Source organism: Mycolicibacterium boenickei, from assembly GCF_010731295.1.
Classification (GTDB): domain Bacteria; phylum Actinomycetota; class Actinomycetes; order Mycobacteriales; family Mycobacteriaceae; genus Mycobacterium; species Mycobacterium boenickei.
Genome location: NZ_AP022579.1, coordinates 1,781,015 through 1,800,069, shown reverse-complemented (window position 1 = coordinate 1,800,069; position 19,055 = coordinate 1,781,015). Strand labels below are relative to the sequence as shown.

Here is a 19,055-nt window from a genome sequence, read left to right as displayed (position 1 = left end):
CCGAACCCGCCTCAAGCGATGACGCCCTGGCGATCGGCGAATTAGTTCGAATAACTATGTACAGCGGGGAGGAACATTACACCGCTGTGACCAGGAACGCAGCCGCGGCTCCCTTTCTGGGAGCTTGCTGTCCGATCCCTGTCAACCCTCGGCTTCCGCGGCGGGGTTCAGCAACTAGGCCGCAGTGCCGTCGTGCGACGGACGGTCCAGATAGCCTCGGGCGACCGCCATTTCGACGAGCCGCGAACGCAACGCGCGGCGGCCCCGGTGCAGCCGGGACATCACCGTCCCCACCGGAATCTGCAGGATCTCGGCAATCTCCTTGTACCGGAATCCCGCAACGTCGGCGTAGTACACGACGACGCCCTGTGATTCCGGCAATGCCCGCATGGCATCCCGCACGTCGTCATCACCCATCGATTCCAGCGCCGCCAGTTCGGCGGAAACCACACCGAGCGGGAACCGCAGCGCCACCTCGGCCAGTTGCGCATCCGAGAGTTCGTCGGCGAAGACCTCCTGCGGGCGGCGCTGTGCAGTGCGGTACGAGTTGATCCACGTATTGGTCAGGATCCGGAACAACCAGGCGCGAATGTTGGTTCCGTCTCGGTACGTGTGAAAACTGCTGTACGCCTTGACCATTGTCTCCTGGACCAGGTCTTCGGCGTCGGCCACATTGCGCGTGTAGCGGCGCGCCGCTGCGAAGAGTTGGTCTACCAGCGGCAACGCGTCACGCTCGAACCGTTCCGCGCGACAATCGTCACTACTCACGTGCATACCCGTGCTCATCGGCATGGCCCCCGCTCCTGCCACTGCTCATATCGCTTGCCTCAGACGCTCGCCATTCGAAGCTATCCGGCGACGCACCGGCCCCCCAGGGGGATTACCCCCAGGATCGAGGCGGTTTTCCACACCGCACCGGTCGCGTCGAACTGTCATGCACGCAGCATGACACCTCAACCCAAGTTGAGGTCAAACCATTTTCCGGCAGCCAATCCCCTTGCGGCTGTTGCCGTTCGACAACCGGATATTGACTCCGCGGCAAACATCGCCGATACGCCGGGAAACTGGGCCAATCCCGCCTTAGGCTCATCGGTTATGAATCGACTCGATCGCTTCTTCGAGATCTCGACCCGTGGTTCGACGGTCCTCTCCGAGATCCGCGGAGGCGTGGTCACCTTCATCGCGATGGCCTACATCATCGTGCTGAACCCCGTCGTCCTGTCCGGGTCCGCCGACGTCGCGGGCAACAAGCTGCAGTTCGCACAAGTCTCGGCCACCACATGCCTGGCGGCCGGCGTGATGACCATCCTGTTCGGGATCATCGCCCGGTTGCCGTTCGCGTTCGCCGCGGGCCTGGGCATCAACTCGTTTCTGGCCACCACCGTGGTGGGCACGGTCACCTGGCCCGAGGCCATGGGTCTGGTGGTCATCGACGGCCTCATCATCGTGGCGCTGGCGGCCAGCGGATTCCGCCGCCTGGTGTTCGACGCCGTCCCCATGCAACTCAAACTGGCGATCACCGCGGGCATCGGGCTGTTCATTCTCTTCATCGGACTGGTCGACGCCGGATTCGTCGGCTCGACCGGCCTGCCCTCCCCACCGGTCGGGCTCGGCACTGGCGGCGTCGGCTCGATCAATACCGTGCCCACCGTCGTGTTCGTGTTCACCCTGCTGGTCACCGGCATCCTGGTGGCCCGCAAGGTCCGCGGCGGCATCCTGATAGGCCTCGTCACCGGCACCGTGGTGGCCGTGATCGTCGAGGCGATCTGGCACCTCGGCTCAGCACAGGAGAAGCACGGCGGTTGGGGTCTGTCGGTGCCGACCCTGTCCGGCTCACCGTTCGCACTGCCGGACCTTTCGCTCGTCGGCGACGTCAGCCTGGGCGCCTTCAGCCGGATCGGCGCACTGGCCGCGATCATGCTCGTGTTCACGTTGGTGTTCGCCAATTTCTTCGACGCCATGGGCACCATGACCGGGCTGTCCCGGGAGGCCGGGCTGTCCGACTCCCAAGGCAACTTCCCGCGCCTGAAATCGGCTCTGATCGTCGAAGGCGCCGGCGCCGTCGTCGGTGGATCCTCGTCGGCATCGTCGAACACCGTGTTCATCGAGTCCGGGGCAGGCATCGAGGAAGGCTCCCGTACCGGGTTCGCCAACCTCATCACCGGCGCGCTGTTCCTGGCGGCCATGTTCGTCGCCCCGCTCGCCTCGATCGTGCCCACCGAGGTCGCCGCCGCAGCCCTGGTGATCGTCGGCGCCATGATGGTCTCGCAGCTGCGTCACATCGACCTGTCGGAGTTCTCGGTGGCGCTGCCCGTGGTGCTCACCGTGGCCACGATGGCGTTCAGCTATTCGATTGCCAACGGCATCGGCGTCGGGTTCGTGGCCTGGGCCGTGCTGCGGTCGGCCGCGGGCAAGGCCCGCGAGGTCAGCCCGCTGCTGTGGATCGTGGCCGCCGGCTTCATCCTCTACTTCGCCCGCGGCTGGATCGAGTCACTCATCGGCATGTGAGGGCCGGTAGCCTTCTCGCTCATGGGGATGACTACTCCGATGAGCTGCTTGGGTGAAGAGGGACAGCCGTGAGCGCTGGCCTGTTCGGTTTGCTCGACGACATTGCCGCGCTGGCACGGCTCGCGGCGGCGTCGATCGATGACATCGGTGCCGCGACCGGCAAGGCGACCGCCAAGGCCGCCGGTGTGGTGATCGACGACACCGCGGTAACGCCGCAGTACGTCCACGGCATCACCGCGGATCGTGAGCTACCGGTGATCAAGCGCATCGCGATCGGCTCGCTGCGCAACAAGATCCTGTTCATCCTGCCCGCGGCGTTGCTGCTCAGCCAGTTCGCGCCGTTCCTGCTGACGCCGATCCTGATGCTGGGCGCCACCTATCTCTGCTTCGAAGGCGCCGAGAAGGTCTGGGGACGGTTCATGGGCCACGGTGGACATGACGCCGACGATCAGCCCACCACTGCGACCGGCGGCGAGGCCGAGAAGTACATGATCACCGGCGCGATCCGGACGGACTTCATCCTGTCCGCCGAGATCATGGTGATCGCGCTCAACGAAGTGGCCGATCAGTCTTTCTGGCCGCGGCTCATCATTCTGGTGATCGTCGCGCTGGTGATCACCGCCGCTGTCTACGGCGTGGTCGCCGGCATCGTGAAGATGGACGACATCGGTCTGCTGCTGGCCCAGCGCTCGTCCAAGCTGGCGCAGAAGATCGGCCGCGGCCTGGTCGCCGGAATGCCGAAGCTGCTCGCCGCACTGTCGACGATCGGCACCGTGGCCATGCTGTGGGTCGGTGGACACATCCTCCTGGTCGGCACCGACACGCTCGGCTGGCACACGCTCTACGGCCTGGTCCACCACGCCGAGGAGGCCGTCCGTCACGCCGTGGGCAGCACATTCGGTGGTGTGCTGGCCTGGCTGACCAACACCGCCGCCTCAGCGGTTATCGGTCTGGTCGTCGGCACCGTGGTCGTGGGGATCATGCACGTGCTGCCGTTCGGCAAGAAGGACAAGCACGACGCCGCTGCATGACAGTTGGCCGCGCGCCGATTTCCCCTGCGGGGCTGCAATTCTCAGGAGACCAGCAGCCCTCGAGTCGAAAGTGCCTGCGCGCAGATTCTGCCGCCGAAATGATTCGGCGGACCCTCCAGAAAATTCGCCGGCGCAAATATTTTTTAGGTCAACGCGTTTCGGCGTGCCATACTGTTCGTGGACGTGTTTCGTACGTCCGGTTTGAACAATGAGAGAAGCAAAATATGGCACAGGGAACTGTGAAATGGTTCAACGGCGAAAAGGGCTTCGGCTTCATCGCCCCTGACGGTGGCGCTCCTGACGTCTTCGTCCACTATTCCGAGATCACCGGCGGCGGTTTTCGTTCACTCGAAGAGAACCAGCGCGTCGAGTTCGAGATCACCCAGGGAGCCAAGGGCCCCCAGGCAGTAGGAGTTACTGCGGTCTAAACCGCTCTAAAACCTGATCATGGGCTGGTACGGATAATTTCCGTACCAGCCCATTTGTGCAATTCAGACCCGTATTCCCGTCGGGTCCGGCAGATGCCCCAACCACCGCGCGGATTCGAGTTGGGCCACGCGCAGCACGCGATCAGCCGTCTCGTATGCCGGTGTGCGGCGCTCCATTTCCTCCACAGGCATCGCCGCAGCGCAGCGCATCACCAGGGCGCCGAGTGATTGCGACGTCTTGCACGGGACGACAAGGAGTTTCACGCAGGTGTCGCGCCCCGCGACCATCATCAAGCGGGGCCGGCTCAGCTTCATCCCGGTTGGCCCCCGGGTCCCGGTCACGATCGAATCCAGGTCGAGCTGGCCCTCGGCAGACGACCAATTGACCCGAATATCAACAACTTCCCCGAGTGATCGATGCAGAACGCCGACCAGCTCGGGTAGTTCGTTGGCCACCGATCCGGTGTGCGGCCACCACGCTCCGTCGATATCCGTGCCCAGCTGCCGCGCGAGGGCCAGCCGAACCGGGCTGGCCAGCCGCCGGGTGCCGTTGAGGCCATTCACGACGGGTGCGCTTTTGCACGAGGGTGAGGTCGATCCGAAGGCCGATCCGAGAAAACCGGCGCGGCGGCCGGTTCGAACGAACGCTCGGCCTCCTGCGCGGGTTCTTGCTGCTCGCAGTGTGAAAACAGTTCGGACGATTCCATGAAGAGTGTCCTTGAGAGGTGCGGGACTACCGCACTGGCATTGGATGGCAGGCGATCGTTAATCGCCGACTGACGGTTCAACGTCAGGCCTAACCACAAACCTACACCGATCAACGGTGTCGCGACCACTGACGGTCAGGTTCTCGGCACCACCGTCACCGGTCGCGCACCGCAGGCAGGATCAACGTGTCGATGACGTCGCGGATGAACTTCGCGTCAATGCTCTGCCCGCTGATCACCCGCATCAGACACATCCCGGTCATCACGTCGGCAACCAGTGACCAGTCCCGGTCGGCTGCCACCTCACCCCGGGCAGCGGCCCGCTCCAGGATCGCGGTCACCACGCGCCTGCCCTTGAGGAGCATGAGATCGTCGAGGGCCGAAGCGAGATGCGGATCGTGAGTGGCCTCGACCGCGGCCCTCAGCACCAGGTCGTAGGAGAAGTGCTCCTCGTCGTTGCGCACCGCCCGACGCACGATTTCGTCGAAATCGCCTTCCAGGCTGCCGGTGTCAGGCGCATCGTCGTCCAGCAGGTCAGGCCGCCAGTACACGAGTGCATCGGTGATCAGCGCGGCCTTCGACGACCAGCGGCGGTAGATCGCCGCCTTGCCGACACCGGCTCGCGCGGCGATGTCGTTCATGTTGGTGTTGACGTAACCGTTCTCCGCCAAGGCTGCCAATGCCGCGTTGAGGATGGCCGCGTCACGCGACCGGTCGAGTCGACCGTCGGTGCGCCTGCGCAGCTTCGACTCTGCGTCCGGCGGATCGTCGCGGCCCGTCATCACGGTCATGCCGTCGTCGTCGGAATGGGAGCGGTTGCGTCGTCGAGCTTCTTCCGTTCCCGATCGAGGCGGCCCTGCCTGGTGATCTCAAAGGTGTTGAGCGGCCACCAGAACCAGCGGCCCAGCGCCGCGGCGATCGACGGCGTCATGAACGAACGCACGATCAGCGTGTCGACGATCAGGCCGATACCGATGGTGGTGCCCAGCTGGCCGATCACCCGCAGGTCACTGACGATCATCGACGCCATCGTGAACGCGAACACCAGCCCGGCCGCGGTGACGACGCGTCCGGTGGCACCCACGGCGCGGATGATGCCCGTGTTGAGTCCGGCATGGATCTCCTCCCGAAGACGGGAGACCACCAGCAGGTTGTAGTCCGAGCCCACCGCGAGCAGGATCACCATCGACAACGGGATCACGATCCATTGCACGCCGAGCCCGAGAATGTCCTGCCACAACAGCACCGACAAACCGCATGCGGTGCCCAGTGACGCGGCCACGGTGCCGACGATCACCAAGGCGGCCACCACACTTCGGGTGATGATCAACATGATCGCGAAGATCAGGATCATCGACGCGATGATCGCGATCATCAGATCGGTCTTGACTCCGTCCTGCATATCGGCATACATCGATGCGGTACCGGCCAGGGACACCTTCGCGTTGGCCAGCGGTGTGCCTTTGACCGCGTCGGCGACAACGTCTTTGAGGTCACGCACGTGGGCGATGCCCTCGACCGAGGCCGGGTCGCCCTGGTGGGTGATGATGTAGCGAACCGCGTGACCGTCCGGTGAGACGAACATCTTCAGGCCCCGTTCGAAGTCGGGGTTCTGGAACACATCCGGTGGTAGGTAGAAGAAGTCGTCGTTCTTGGCCTGATCGAAGTACAGGCCGATCTCGGTGGCGCCCTTGGCTAGTTCCTGTTGCTGAGCCTGGGTGCCGGCCATGACGCTGTGGGTCGAGATCATGAAGTCCTTCATGCGCGACATCGAGTCAATCGTCGAGCGCAGCACCGGCAGCATCTGCGGCATCAGCTGATCCATACGGTCCATATCGATTGTCAGCCCCTGCATTTCGTCAGTGAGCTTGTCGATGCCGTCCAACGTGTCGAAGATCGACCGCATCGACTGACAGATCGGGATGTCGAAGCAGTGCGGCTCCCAGTACAGGTAGTTGCGCAGCGGCCGGAAGAAATCGTCGAAGTCGGCCAGGTTGTCGCGCATCTCCTTGGTGGCTTCGACCATGTCGTGCGTGCGGCCCACCATGCTGTGCGTGGTGGCCGTCAGCTCGGTCATCAGCGTGTACATACGTTCCATGCTCGCGACGGTGCGGGCCATCTCGTCGGCCTGCTCCAGCATCTGCGCCGAGTTGTCGTTGTTGAACTTCGCGCCCTGCAGCGTGCCGGCGTTCTGCGCGCCGAGCAGGAACGGGATGGAGCTGTGCTCGATGGGCGAGCCCAGCGGACGAGTGATGGTCTGTACCCGTTCGATACCGCGCATATGCACCACGCCCTTGGCGACGCGATCGATGACCAGCATGTCGGCAGGATTGCGCAGATCGTGGTCGGCCTCGAGCATCAACAGTTCGGGGTTCATGCGTGCCTGGGAGAAGTGCCGGTCGGCCACCCCCATGGCCAGGTTGGCCGGCATGTCGGCGGGGGTGAACTTCTGGTCGTTGTACTGCGGCACATACGTCAGCAGGCTGACGAAGCCGATGATGGCGATCAGGCTGGTCACAAAAATGATCGGAATCGGCCAGCGCACCACGGACGTGCCGACCTTGCGCCAGCCCCTGGTGGAGAGCTCCCGTTTGGGATCGAGCAGGCCGAACTTCGAGGCGACGGTCAGCACTGCCGGGGCCAGCGTCAAGGCGGCGGCGATGATCACCAGGATCGCGATCGCGCACGGCAGACCCATGGTCTGGAAGTACGGCAGCGTCGTCATCGTCAAGCACATGCACGCACCCGCGATGGTCAAGCCGGAGCCCAGGATGACATGGGAGACACCGTGATACGCGACGTAGAACGCGTCCTCTTTCTCCAGGCCCTTCGATCTCTCCTCGTGATACCGGCCGAGGAGGAAGATCACGTAATCGGTTCCCGCGGCCAGGGAGAGCATGGTCACCATGCTGACCGCGTACGGGGTGAGGCCGATGATGTTCACATAGCCCGCTGCTGCCGTGACACCTTGTGCGGCAAACAGTTCCAGGCCGATGATGACCATCGACACCAGCATCGTCACGATGGACCGGTAGATGAACAGCAGCATCACGATGATGACGGCGACCGACACCAACTCCATCGTCGCCATGCTTTGATGCCCGGCGACCTGGGTGTCGGCGTTGAGCACGGTGTTGCCGGCGACATGGGCCTTGATGCCCGGCGGCGCGGGCACTGAGGCCACGATGTCGCGCACCGCGGCCACCGATTCGTGGCTGGCACTGGTGCCCTGCGAGCCGTTGAGGAAGATCTGCACATACGCGGACTTGCCGTCCACGCTCTGCGAACCGGCCGCGGTCAGCGGATCGCTCCAGAAGTCCTGAACGTTCTGTACGTGCTCGCGGTCGGCCTCGAGCTTGTCGACGATCTGGTCGTAGAACTTGTGGGCTTCATCGCCGAGTTTGTCGTCACCCTCCAGCACCACCATTGCCGACGAGTCCGAGTCGTACTGCTGAAACACCTTGCCGATGTTCAGCATCCCCTGGTACGAAGCCGAATTCGTCGGGCTGAGCGGGACTTGCCGGGCCTCGGCGACTTTGTCGAGCGAGGGCACCAGGGTGCCCAGGGCAACCACCACGAGCACCCAGAACACGATGATCGGCAGCGAGAAGATCCGGACCATGTGGCCGATGAACGGCCGGTGGGGCTTCGAATGCGCGTTGCTCATACGGATTTCACCAAGCAGTAGATGAACGGTTTGACGGTGTCGGTACTCGCCCGGTCGTCGCGGACCTCGCCGTCGACGGTCACCCGGCACCGGAGGTCGCTGACGTCACGATCGCCCTGGGCCATGATGTTCGCCGACATCGAGGGCAGCGTGGTCACGATCGTGAACGACCAAGGCAACGGGGTGTTTTCGATGAGATGGGGTTGACCGTTCTCGTCGAGATAGTTCAGATTCGCGGTTCCGCCGGACCCGCTGACCTCGTACGTGATGTGCTTCGGATTGAAATTCGCGGTAATTCCGGAGCCGTCCGCGGCCCTCGGTACGTGATGGTTGGACTCACGAATTCGAAGGATCGCGTACGCGCCCAAAGCGACGACCACCACCAGCACCAGCGGTATCCACGCTTTTTTGAGCAACCGGACCACAGTTGCGCCTCCCCGACCTGCTATTCACAATTTACCCAGACGGAACTCGAGTTCCGCCTAAGAGGATGCTGAGCACTGTACTCGAGACACGCCCCGACCACGACCCGGCCCTATTCGGCCAGGAATCGCTCCAGGCCGGCAATCACGATGTCGAGGTTGAATTCGAAGTCCTGGGCGGCGGTCGCGTCGACACCCCGACCGGCCACCACGCCGCTCAGCAGCGGGAAGTCACCGGACGGCAGGTCTTTGAGGGCGCGCACCACCTCGGGCGTCTGATGATGCAACCGAGACTCCGCCGAGCCGAGCACATCGTGCGCCGCTGACATGGCGAGCCCGGACACCAGGGTGAGGACCCGCCCCGCGTCTTCGGACCGGAATCCACCGTTGGTCAAGGCGCGCAACACCTGCTCGGCCAACGCAAGGCTGGCGGCTCCGCTGGTCCCGCGCAACCGGAAGCTCGTGGCCGTCACGCCGAGTTTGAGCACGCCCTGGCGGATGGCGTTGCCATAGGCCCGCAGGATCTCCTGCCAGCTCGCACCCTCGGGCAGCTTGATCGAACGCAACTCGGTCTCGAACAGGTCGGCCACCACCAGTTCGAGCAGACCGTCACGGTCACCCACGTAGTAGTGCAGCGTGGTGCGGTCCACCCCGAGCGCATCGGCCACCGCCTGCATCGTCAGCGCACCCGGCGCAAGGGCGCGGGCCGCGGCGACGATCTTGTCCTGATCGATACGCGGCGGACGTCCCCGCCCGCGTCGCGGCGCGTTTTCGGTGGTCACACCACAAATCCTAGTTGCTCCGGCAGTTCCGGTCGGTCCACTCTTCCTTTTTTCTCACGGTCGTGGAAAACTGCCCGAAACCGAGCAAGGGAGCCGCCGCGATGTCACAAACTTCTCCGTACCGGGTTGTCCAGTGGACGACGGGAAACGTCGGCAAGAGTTCGGTGGCAGCCATAGCCCGCAACCCGAATCTGGAGCTGATCGGCTGTTACGCATGGTCTCCGGACAAGGCCGGTAAGGACGTCGGTGAGCTCGTCGGCATCGAGCATCTCGGGGTCACCGCCACCAACGACGTGCAGGCACTGCTGGCCCTGAAGCCGGATGCTGTTGTCTACAACCCGATGTGGATCAACGTCGATGAGCTCGTCGAAATTCTTTCCGCCGGAGTCAATGTCGTCGCGACCGCCTCATTCATCACCGGACACAACCAGGGTGAGGGCCGCGACCGGATCACCGAGGCCTGCCGCAAGGGCGGAGCGACCATGTTCGGATCGGGCATCAGCCCGGGCTACGTCAACCAACTGGCGATCGTGGCGGCAGGCATCTGCGACCGCGTCGACAAGGTCACCGTCAACGAGGCCGCCGACACCACGTTCTACGATTCGCCGGAAACCGAGAAGCCGGTCGGGTTCGGCCAGCCCATCGATCACCCCGACCTGCAGGCCATGACGGCCCACGGCACCGGAGTGTTCGGCGAGGCGGTACGGATGATCGGCGACGCGCTGGGCATCGAGTTCGACGAGGTCCGCTGCGACGCCGAGTATGCCCAGACCACGGAGGATCTCGACCTCGGCTCGTGGACCATCCCGGCGGGTGGAGTCGCGGGCGTGTTCGTCAGCTGGAAGGGGATCGTGGGCGACAAGACCCGCGTCGAACTCACCCTGCGGTGGCGCAAAGGCCAGACCCTGCAACCGGATTGGCAGATAGACCAGGATGGCTGGGTGATCGAGGTGGCCGGCCGGCCGACCGTGACGATGAAGGTCGGCTTCTTGCCGCCGCCGGACTTCGAGGCCACCACCCTGGAGGAGTTCATGGTGTTGGGGCACATCATGACCGCGACTCCCCCGATCAACGCGATCCCCGCGGTGGTAAACGCCGCGCCCGGCATCGTCACCTACAACGATCTCCCGTTGGTCCTGCCGCGGGGAGTCGTGCCGATGAGCTAGAACCGACTGCATGAGACATGCGTACGGCTCCCACCCCGAGCAATACGTCGATCGATGGGCGCCCTCGTCGCCATGCATCGGCCTCGCAGTGCTGATCCATGGCGGCTACTGGCGCGGGACCTTCGGCGCCGATCTGATGGATCCGCTCGCCGCCGACCTGGCGGCGCGCGGATGGGACGTCGCCAACATCGAGTACCGGCGTGTCGGCCGGGACGGCGGATACCCGGAGACCCTCGAAGATGCCACAGCCGCAGTCTCATTCGCAGTGCGCGAGACGTCCGCAAGGAAGCGCATCGTGCTGATCGGTCATTCCGTGGGTGGGGAGCTGGCATTGCTCAACGCCCGGCAGGCCCACCTCGTCTTGGCTCTGTCGCCGGTGACGGACGTGCGACGCACCTTCGACGAAGGCCTCGGTGAGGACGCCGCGATCGAGTTCATCGGCGCCACGCCCGAGGAGAACCCCGATGCTTACTGCATGGCATCCCCGCGATACCAGCTTCCCGTCGGCCGCCCCGTCCTCATCACCCACGGGCTCGACGACGTCCGGGTGCCCGCCGCACATTCCCGCGACTATCGCGATGCCGCGCTCCGCGACGGTGACAGCGTCGAGTTACGCGAGTACCACAGGCTGCCTCACGGCGAGCAGATCAACCCCGCGGCCGAACACTGGGCGGCCGCGGTCGAATGGCTTACCAGTCAGCCGATCTGACCGGCCTCTCGCCAGGCAGGTCGGTTGCCTCGACGCTGCTGCCGGCTTCGGCCGACACAATGTAACGACCAGCACCATTTCGCTGACACTTTGCAACCCTCGAACGCGTGCTCCACACCACAGGATTGGTCCAACCGTCGAACGCAACCGACGGCATCGATCAACGACGATTGAGGAGATTGCAACCGTGGACTCGTTGCGCGCCAACCCCATTGCGCCCGTCATGCAGGATCAGCAGGCCGGGGTTGTGGTACCCAGCCGGCTGCTCGCGGCCGCTGCGCTCAACGATCTGATGGGCGATGCCGTCGAGGTGAACCTCGACTGGACCGGCAGCGCTGACGGACGGCTGAACTTCGCGCTCGCCGCGCTCGATCCGGTTCCGTTGCGCCGGATGCTGCCCGCACTGCAAAGCATGGACCTGGAGGTCCTCGAGGAACAGGCGGGTACCTGGACCAGGCCGGACGGGCGGGTCTGCCACGTCTACCACCTGCTCTTGCAGCCCGGTTCCGACGTCGTCGACGCGGTCGCTCAGCCGCAGGACGACACCGTCGATCGCATCCGCGAGACCTTCCGGGCGATGTGGGCCGGCCGGGTCGAATCGGACGGATTCAACGCGCTGCTCCTGCGAGCCGCCCTGAGCTGGCGGCAGGTCACCGTGCTGCGCAGCTACAGCCGATACCTCCGGCAGCTGCCGTTGCCCTACGGCCAGACCCGCATTCAACGAGTCCTGCTGGACAACCCGGCGGCCACGCGTGCACTGCTCGACCTGTTCGAGGCCCGGTTCGACCGCACCGAGCAGCCCGCCGACAGCCCCCACCGCATCGCCCGCATCGCCGAGGCCGAGCAGCGGGTGGCCACCGAGATCGATCACGTGCTGCACATCGATGCCGACCGGATCCTGCGCACGTACCACAACCTGATCAACGCCACCGTACGCACCAACGCATTCGCGCCTGACGCACTCACGGTCTGGGCGCCCTATCTGGTTCACAAATTCGACGCTCAGTCCATCGACGAGCTGCCACAGCCTCGACCTCTTTCCGAAATCTTCGTCTATTCACCGGAATTCGAAGGTCTGCACCTTCGCTTCGGACTGGTGGCCCGCGGCGGGCTGCGCTGGTCGGACCGCCACGACGACTACCGCACCGAGGTCCTCGGACTGGTGAAGGCGCAGGCGGTCAAGAACGCGATGATCGTGCCGGTCGGCGCCAAGGGTGTCTTCGTCGTCAAAGCCCGGCCGAAAGCGGACCAATCACCCCGCGTGCAGGGGTTACGGAGCTACCGGCAGTTCATCGCCGCACTGCTCGACGTGGTCGACAAGACCGCCCCGTCAGATTCCGAAGATCGGCCCCGCTTCGGCGGAGTGGTGTGCCACGACGGACCCGACCCCTACCTCGTGGTGGCCGCGGACAAGGGCACCGCCACATTCTCCGATTCCGCCAATGCGGTGGCGCTCAACCGCGGTTACTGGATGGGCGATGCCTTCGCCTCCGGCGGCTCGGCCGGCTACGACCACAAGGCGATGGGCATCACCGCTCGCGGCGCCTGGGTCAGCGGCGACACCCACCTGGCCGAACTCGGTATCGATTCGGCGACCGACGAGTTCACTGCTGTCGGCGTCGGCGATATGAGCGGGGACGTCTTCGGCAACGGCATGCTGTTGCGTCCCGGCCTGCAGCTGGTGGCCGCATTCGATCACCGGCACATCTTCGTCGACCCGCAGCCCGACACCATGCTCGCCCGCAAGGAACGCCAACGGCTGTTCGAGCTGCCTCAGTCTTGCTGGGACGACTATGACCGTTCGGTGATCAGCGCGGGTGGCGGGGTATGGCCGCGAACCGCGAAGACCATTGCCACCACACCGGAGATGCGCGCCGCCCTCGGCCTCGACGACGACCAGACCCGGCTCACTCCCACCGAACTGATCAGCCACATCCTGCGTGCGCCGGTGGACCTGTTGTTCAACGGCGGAATCGGCACCTACATCAAGGCCGGCGACGAACAGCACTCCGACATCGCCGACAAGGTCAACGATCCGGTGCGAGTGGACGCCGAGGAGGTCCGGGCGCGGGTGATCGTCGAGGGCGGCAACCTCGGGCTGTCCCAACGCGCCCGCATCCAATACGCCCGGCGCGGCGGCCTCGTCAATACCGATGCCATCGACAACGCCGCCGGAGTGGACTGCTCCGACCACGAGGTCAACATCAAGATCTTGCTGGACTCCGCCGCACGGTCCGGCCTGCTCACCGGCAACGCCCGCAACCGGCTCTTGGCCGAGATGACAGGCGAAGTGGCGCAGCTCGTCGTGGCCAACAACCAGGCACACAATCGTCTGCTCAGCGATGCCCGGTCCAACTCCGCCCAGATGGTCGATGTGCACGCCCGGATGACGGCTGACCTGGAAGCTCGCCGCGGGCTGCACCGCTCCCGCGAGAACATGCCCACCCCAGCCGAATTCGCCGATCTCGCCAAGGACGGCCGTGGCCTTACCTCTCCGCAACTGGCCACATTGTTGGCGCACGTGAAGCTCGACCTCAAGGAACAATTGCTTCGCGACGAGACGTTCGACGACCCATATTTCGTCTCGCTGCTGACCCGGTACTTCCCGCCGACGCTACGGCGTCAGCTCGGCGAGCCGCTCCCGGAGCATCCGCTGCGCCGGGAGATCACCGCCACCTCGGTCGTCAACGGCGTGCTGGCCACCTCGGGGCTGACCTTCGCATTCCGGCTCTCCGAGGAAACCGGTGCTGCCCCAGCCGATATCGTTCGGGCGCACGCAGTGGTGTCAGAGGTCTTCGATCTCGACACGCTCTGGTCGGATATCTATGCCGCCGACCTTTCGCCCGCGCTGACAAACGCGATGATCATCGAAGGCCGGCGCCTACTCGACCGGGCTGCCCGATGGTTTGTGCTCAACCGACCGCAACCGCTCGAAATCGACAGCGAGATCACGCGATTCAGCAACCAGGTGGCGAGGCTGCGCGGGCAGTTGGGATCGATGCTGCGGGGCCAAGAGCGAGACACCGTCTTGGCGGCGCACGACGATCTGGTGACTCGCGGCGTGCCGGACAACATCGCCCACCGGATCAGCGAATCGCTCTATGCGTTCAGCCTTCTGGACATCATCGAGGTGGCTCATGTCCACAAGGAGGACTCGGCTCCACTGGCCAGGATCTACTTCGAGCTGTCGGACCGGCTGGGGGTGGATCGGCTGCTACTGGCCGTGTCCTCGCTTCCCCGAGGTGGCCGCTGGCACGCCCAGGCCCGACTTGCCCTTCGAGAGGACCTGTACCGCTCATTGCGTGATCTCACGATCGACGTCACCAGGCACGGGATCGACGGCGCCCACGCCACAAGCACCATCCGTGACTTCGAGGCCTACAACCGGCCACGCCTAGACCGGGCCAAGCGCACACTCGACGAGTTCCTCGATTCCGCCGAACCTGATTTGGCGGTGCTGTCGGTGGCCTCAGCCCAGCTGCGCCGTCTCCATCGGTGAGCCGGCTCAGCTCACCTTGATGGTGGGCTCGGCAGTCACCGGGAAGTTGACCGAATTGGCGATGAAGCACATGCGGTGGGCTTCGTGATGTAACCCGGTGGCCTCACCGACCCGCTCCGGGTCGGTGATGGCCACCTGCGGTCGGAGCGTGACATTGGTGAAAACTCCAGTGCCCTCGGCATTCTCGCTCATCGTGCCATCCGGCCGATCGCTATAGGCAGTGACCACGATGCCCGCTTTGGCGCACAACGCCAGGTACCACAGCATGTGGCACTGCGACAGGCTGACCACGAGCAGCTCCTCGGGGTTCCAGCGCTGGGGGTCCCCTCGGAAAGCCGGATCGGCGCTACCCGGGATCGGCGGCTTCCCCGACATGTCGACGCCGGTCACGTCATGGTCGCGGGCGTAGTCGCGGTAGCCGCTGGTCCCCGAACCGGTATTGCCGGTCCAGGTCACCTCGACCTCGTATCGATGTGTCCGGTTGGCCATGCGCGTGACGGTACCAATCACGTTGGGTCAGGAGCAGATCGACTATTGACACATTGGCACACATTGCTAGCCTTTGTGTCATGTCGATTGGCAGTGTGGCCGAAGCAGACGTAGTACGACCGGAAGTGCTCGCGGATTTCCGCAGGCACTCGGGCAGCATCCTGGGAGGTGCGTTCGGGGCTGCCGCCTTCGACGAGGTGGCATTGGTTCCCGTGGCCGCTGCTGTCGACCGCAGCGGCCGGTTCGAACGCAATTTCCTCGATCGCGGGGTGCGCAGCGGATTCTCCGCGTTGCTGGCGATCTGGGGTGACGCCGAGGACCGGGAGGCCGAGGGCCGCCGCCTGCAAACGATGCACCGAGACGTCCGTGGACACGGCAAGGACGACTTCGCCGAGGTCCGCTACAGCGCTCTGAACCCACAGCTGTGGAACTGGATCGCCATCAGCGGGATCTTCGTGGTCCTGCACTCGTTCACTCCGGCGACCGGTATCACGATGAACGCGGCCGAGCAGGAGGCGGCCTACGCCCAGCTACTCAAGGCTTTTCGTTCGATCGAGCTACCGGGCGCGTCGGCGAAACTGCCGGAAACCTATGCCGAGGCGGCCGGCTACTACGACGAGGTGGTGGAAAAACACCTGCGGGGCAACGAATTTCTGAGCCGAGTGACCGACGGGCTGACCCGGTTGCCGCTGCCCACGCTGCTGCTGCCCGGCCCGGTCCGGTTGGCGCTGACCCCGCCGTGGCTGGCGGTTCGGCCGATCGCGGGCCGGGTGATCAAGGTGTGCTCGTTCGGCATCATGCATCCGGGGGTCCGGGAGCTGACCGGGTTCCGCTGGCAGTCCCGGCACGACCGTGAGTTCGCGGTGTACACCCGGTTGCTGCAGGTGGCGTGGCGGGTGCTGCCGGACCGGCTGCTGCTGATCCCCCTGGCCTACAACCGGCTGCAGTACGAGAAGTTGGTGCGCCTGCACCGGTCGGTGGCACTGGATTCGTTCGCCCCAGTGGGCTGTCCGGCGGCAGGCTGACACACTGGTATCGATGCCGCGCAGCAACGCCAGCCAATCCGAGCAGGAAGACGCCATCCTCAAGGCCGCCGCCGAGGAGGTGGCGCTCGTCGGGCTGGGTCGGGCCAGCCTGGACGTCATCGCCAAGCAGGCCGGTGTCAGCCGCCGGACGCTGTACCGCCGCTTCCCCACCCGCGACGCGTTGATCACCGAACTAGGCCGGCGCACCTTCGATCTCGCCATGCACCGATTACGCACCGTCGCAATCGATTCGGGGCCCGACGAGGCCGCGGTGGCGGCGTTCCGCGAAGGGCTGCGATTGCTGACGACCGAACCGGTGATGCGCCGGTTCCTGCGACTGGACACCGACTTCACCGCGGTGGCCGGCGCCTACGACCAGGCCCCGGCCTTTCTCCACCACGCCTCGTCGGCCATGGCGAAGGCACTGCGCGCGGCCGGCGCCACCATGCCCGAAGCCGACCTGCTGGCGGTGTCGGAACTGCACATCCGGCTCGCGGTATCGCTGGCCCAGATGCCCACGCCGATACTGGACGTCAACGACGACGACGCGATCCGCGATTACGCCCGCAAGCACCTGGCGCCGCTGGTGCGCTAGCGGAATCTCAGTCCCGCGCCGACCCGCGCAAACTCCCCGCCGCGTTGCGGACCGCCGCCGTGATGGCCTCGACGGTGGAACTGTCGAGCTTCCAGCATTGCCAGTACAGCGGCACGTCCAGGTACTGCTCGGTGATTCGGACGAAGTCGTCGTCCACCAACTCTTCGGGGTACATTCCCCAACCCAACCCGGCGCGCACCGCGGCACCGAACCCTTCGGCGGTCGGGATGTAGTGAATCGGCCTGACAATGTCTTTACGGAATGCTTTACGCACCAATTGATCCTGCAACGCATCGTCGCGGTTCCAGGCCAGGGACGGAGCCGCCTGCGCCGCGTCGCGCGTGAATCCGTCTGGCAGGTAGCGCTGCACATATTCAGCGCCGGCCACCGGCACGTAGCGCATCGCCCCCAGCGGGTGCACCCGGCAGCCTGGGACCGGGCGGCGTTCGGTGGTCACCGCGCCCATCACCACCCCCTCACGCAGCAGCCGCGCCGAGAGGTCCTGGTCCTCGATCCTGATGTCGAACAAGAACTCGGACGCCTGGGCGAATACACCGGTGAACCACGTCGCCATCGAATCGGCATTCACCGCCAGCGCGATCCTGGTGCGGTGCGCCGCGCCACCACCCATCTCCGCCAGGGTCTCGGATTCCAGCAGCGCCGTCTGCGCCGCCAGCCGCAGCAGCGGAACGCCGGCAGATGTTGCAGTGCAGGGCTTTTCGCGAACGACGAGAACCTGACCGACGCGTTGTTCAAGCGATTTGATGCGCTGACTGACCGCCGACGGGGTCACATGCAGGCGCTGCGCGGCGGCGTCGAAGCTTCCCAGCTCGACCACCGCGGCGAAGGCAGCTAGCTGCTGGCCGTCGATCTGCACGCAACGATCCTAGTCGGGCGGGTTCTCGGCGCCGCGTAATCCGCTGCCGGTGAATCGGACGAGCTGGTCGACCCACCCGCGGTCCAGGCCTTCAGGCCCCAGCGGCCGACCATAGAGCGACAAGTCGGAACTGGCCAGCGCGCCGATCATCCCGAGGATCGCAATTGTGCTGCGCTGCTGGCCTTCTCTGGTCTGAATGTCCGGCACCGCACGCCCTGCCGCGGCGAAGAACAACTCCGACAGGCTCGGTGTGCCTGCCAGCTGGTCGAGCCAGATCTCGTCTTCGTCCAGCGCCAGCTGATTCATCACCTTGAGCCAGCGCAATCCACCAACCGGATCTTCATCGAGCAACCGCACGTAGGGCGCGATCAAGGCCTCCACGACGTCGAAAACACCAATCTCGTTTCCCGACTGCGCCACCCGCACGAGTTCGGAGACGACAGCCGCGAATACGGTCGGGGCGCGCCGCCGGGCCACCTCCAGCACCAGGTCCCGCTTGGCCGGGAAATGGTAGGCCACTGCGCGGCTGGCCACACCGGCCTCGCGGGCCACCGCGCGCGAGGCCACCGCACCGATCGATGTCTCGGCGAACATTCGCTCGGCGGTGTCGACGATGAGGGCTCGGGTGTCGACATCCCGCCGGGGACCACGTCTGCGGGTCGAACTCTGGACCACAGCACGAGCGTAATCACTCACGTCCGGATCGTCCTGTGGTCGGTGCAGATCTCCTACCACGGTCGTAGGTCAAGATCGGACAGCAGCGCGATGTGGGCTGACCTGCATTCTTCGTAGCGTCGAGCCATGACACGAGCACAGCGTTCCCCAGCTATCTCGATAGCGAATTCAGTGACAGGCGTCGCCCGTGGATGGACGGCGAAAGACGCCGTTTTCACCCCTGAGGTGACAACTCCAGCGATCCCCAGGGATGGTTTCTGGCGGCGCACCCTGGCCGCGGTGCGGGCGGGCTTGGCCGCCCTACCCCGACCCGATCTGAAGCAGCCCTACTATCCGCCGCTGCGTGAGGGCTTCGTCGAAGACGCCGCGATGGCGCGCGAAATGTGGCGACTCTGAGGTGCTGAGATCCGACCCCAGAAAATCTGGCCCCAAAAATCCGACCGCAGTAGGAGGCCCGACCACGACCTCGCCTTCT

The 19,055-nt window shown here is 65.0% G+C and carries 18 protein-coding genes; 9 read left to right on the top strand and 9 right to left on the bottom strand.

All coding sequences use genetic code 11. The annotated features are described in order from the left end of the window. Positions 1-174 precede the first annotated feature (174 nt). On the bottom strand, positions 175-774 hold the full coding sequence (locus G6N57_RS08380) for a sigma-70 family RNA polymerase sigma factor (RefSeq protein ID WP_174814548.1): 600 nt from the start codon (positions 772-774) through the stop codon (positions 175-177). A 321-nt stretch (positions 775-1,095) separates the two neighbouring features. Here G6N57_RS08380 and G6N57_RS08375 point away from each other — a divergent pair, with 321 nt between their 5' ends. The 3 genes from G6N57_RS08375 (at position 1,096) to G6N57_RS08365 (ending at position 3,967) form a co-directional block, all read left to right on the top strand. Then, entirely contained in the window at positions 1,096-2,508 is a 1,413-nt protein-coding gene (locus G6N57_RS08375) for an NCS2 family permease (protein ID WP_077740044.1), read from the top strand. Positions 2,509-2,576: 68 nt separating this feature from the next. Next, positions 2,577-3,539, top strand: coding sequence for a DUF808 domain-containing protein (locus G6N57_RS08370; protein ID WP_077740043.1), 963 nt, complete (start codon positions 2,577-2,579; stop codon positions 3,537-3,539). A gap of 224 nt (positions 3,540-3,763) precedes the next feature. Next, positions 3,764-3,967, top strand: a complete 204-nt coding sequence (locus G6N57_RS08365; protein ID WP_029106149.1) for a cold-shock protein — start codon at positions 3,764-3,766, stop codon at positions 3,965-3,967. Positions 3,968-4,030: 63 nt separating this feature from the next. On the opposite strand, the gene G6N57_RS08360 is transcribed toward G6N57_RS08365, so the two are convergent. The 5 genes from G6N57_RS08360 to G6N57_RS08340 form a co-directional block, all read right to left on the bottom strand. Then, positions 4,031-4,531: a DUF5994 family protein gene (locus G6N57_RS08360; RefSeq protein ID WP_077740042.1), complete on the bottom strand. Its 501-nt coding sequence runs from the start codon at positions 4,529-4,531 to the stop codon at positions 4,031-4,033. A 298-nt stretch (positions 4,532-4,829) separates the two neighbouring features. Then, positions 4,830-5,465, bottom strand: coding sequence for a TetR/AcrR family transcriptional regulator (locus G6N57_RS08355; RefSeq protein ID WP_077740041.1), 636 nt, complete (start codon positions 5,463-5,465; stop codon positions 4,830-4,832). Further along, entirely contained in the window at positions 5,462-8,341 is a 2,880-nt protein-coding gene (locus G6N57_RS08350) for an MMPL/RND family transporter (RefSeq protein WP_077740040.1), read from the bottom strand. The genes G6N57_RS08355 and G6N57_RS08350 overlap by 4 nt, the downstream gene beginning before the upstream one ends. Further along, positions 8,338-8,766 (bottom strand): MmpS family transport accessory protein, encoded by a 429-nt coding sequence (locus tag G6N57_RS08345; protein WP_077740039.1) that lies wholly within the window; start codon positions 8,764-8,766, stop codon positions 8,338-8,340. Before G6N57_RS08345 ends, G6N57_RS08350 begins: the two co-directional genes overlap by 4 nt. A gap of 110 nt (positions 8,767-8,876) precedes the next feature. After that, the gene (locus tag G6N57_RS08340; RefSeq protein ID WP_077740038.1) at positions 8,877-9,545 is read right to left on the bottom strand and encodes a TetR/AcrR family transcriptional regulator C-terminal domain-containing protein; all 669 of its coding nucleotides are present in this window, start codon (positions 9,543-9,545) and stop codon (positions 8,877-8,879) included. 101 nt (positions 9,546-9,646) lie between these two features. On the opposite strand from G6N57_RS08340, the gene G6N57_RS08335 reads away from it, so the two are divergent. The 3 genes from G6N57_RS08335 (at position 9,647) to G6N57_RS08325 (ending at position 14,919) form a co-directional block, all read left to right on the top strand. Next, positions 9,647-10,711 carry an NAD(P)H-dependent amine dehydrogenase family protein gene (locus tag G6N57_RS08335; protein WP_077741841.1) on the top strand — a complete coding sequence of 355 codons (1,065 nt, stop codon included), beginning with the start codon at positions 9,647-9,649 and terminating at the stop codon, positions 10,709-10,711. Between the two features lie 10 nt (positions 10,712-10,721). Continuing rightward, positions 10,722-11,420: an alpha/beta hydrolase family protein gene (locus G6N57_RS08330; protein WP_077740037.1), complete on the top strand. Its 699-nt coding sequence runs from the start codon at positions 10,722-10,724 to the stop codon at positions 11,418-11,420. A gap of 223 nt (positions 11,421-11,643) precedes the next feature. Beyond that, on the top strand, positions 11,644-14,919 hold the full coding sequence (locus G6N57_RS08325) for an NAD-glutamate dehydrogenase domain-containing protein (protein WP_407665978.1): 3,276 nt from the start codon (positions 11,644-11,646) through the stop codon (positions 14,917-14,919). A gap of 6 nt (positions 14,920-14,925) precedes the next feature. Here G6N57_RS08325 and G6N57_RS08320 read toward each other — a convergent pair whose 3' ends face one another. After that, on the bottom strand, positions 14,926-15,408 hold the full coding sequence (locus G6N57_RS08320) for an OsmC family protein (RefSeq protein WP_077740036.1): 483 nt from the start codon (positions 15,406-15,408) through the stop codon (positions 14,926-14,928). An 80-nt stretch (positions 15,409-15,488) separates the two neighbouring features. Between G6N57_RS08320 and G6N57_RS08315 the strand changes: the two genes are divergently transcribed. Then, positions 15,489-16,433, top strand: coding sequence for an oxygenase MpaB family protein (locus tag G6N57_RS08315; RefSeq protein WP_077740035.1), 945 nt, complete (start codon positions 15,489-15,491; stop codon positions 16,431-16,433). 13 nt (positions 16,434-16,446) lie between these two features. Continuing rightward, a complete protein-coding gene (locus tag G6N57_RS08310; protein ID WP_077740034.1) occupies positions 16,447-17,028 on the top strand; it encodes a TetR/AcrR family transcriptional regulator in 582 nt (193 codons plus the stop codon). Between the two features lie 7 nt (positions 17,029-17,035). On the opposite strand, the gene G6N57_RS08305 is transcribed toward G6N57_RS08310, so the two are convergent. After that, positions 17,036-17,905, bottom strand: coding sequence for a LysR family transcriptional regulator ArgP (locus G6N57_RS08305; protein ID WP_077740033.1), 870 nt, complete (start codon positions 17,903-17,905; stop codon positions 17,036-17,038). Between the two features lie 9 nt (positions 17,906-17,914). Beyond that, on the bottom strand, positions 17,915-18,601 hold the full coding sequence (locus tag G6N57_RS08300) for a TetR/AcrR family transcriptional regulator (protein WP_133118305.1): 687 nt from the start codon (positions 18,599-18,601) through the stop codon (positions 17,915-17,917). Positions 18,602-18,805: 204 nt separating this feature from the next. On the opposite strand from G6N57_RS08300, the gene G6N57_RS08295 reads away from it, so the two are divergent. Further along, the gene (locus tag G6N57_RS08295) at positions 18,806-18,976 is read left to right on the top strand and encodes a hypothetical protein (protein WP_162563935.1); all 171 of its coding nucleotides are present in this window, start codon (positions 18,806-18,808) and stop codon (positions 18,974-18,976) included. The last annotated feature ends 79 nt before the right edge of the window (positions 18,977-19,055 follow it).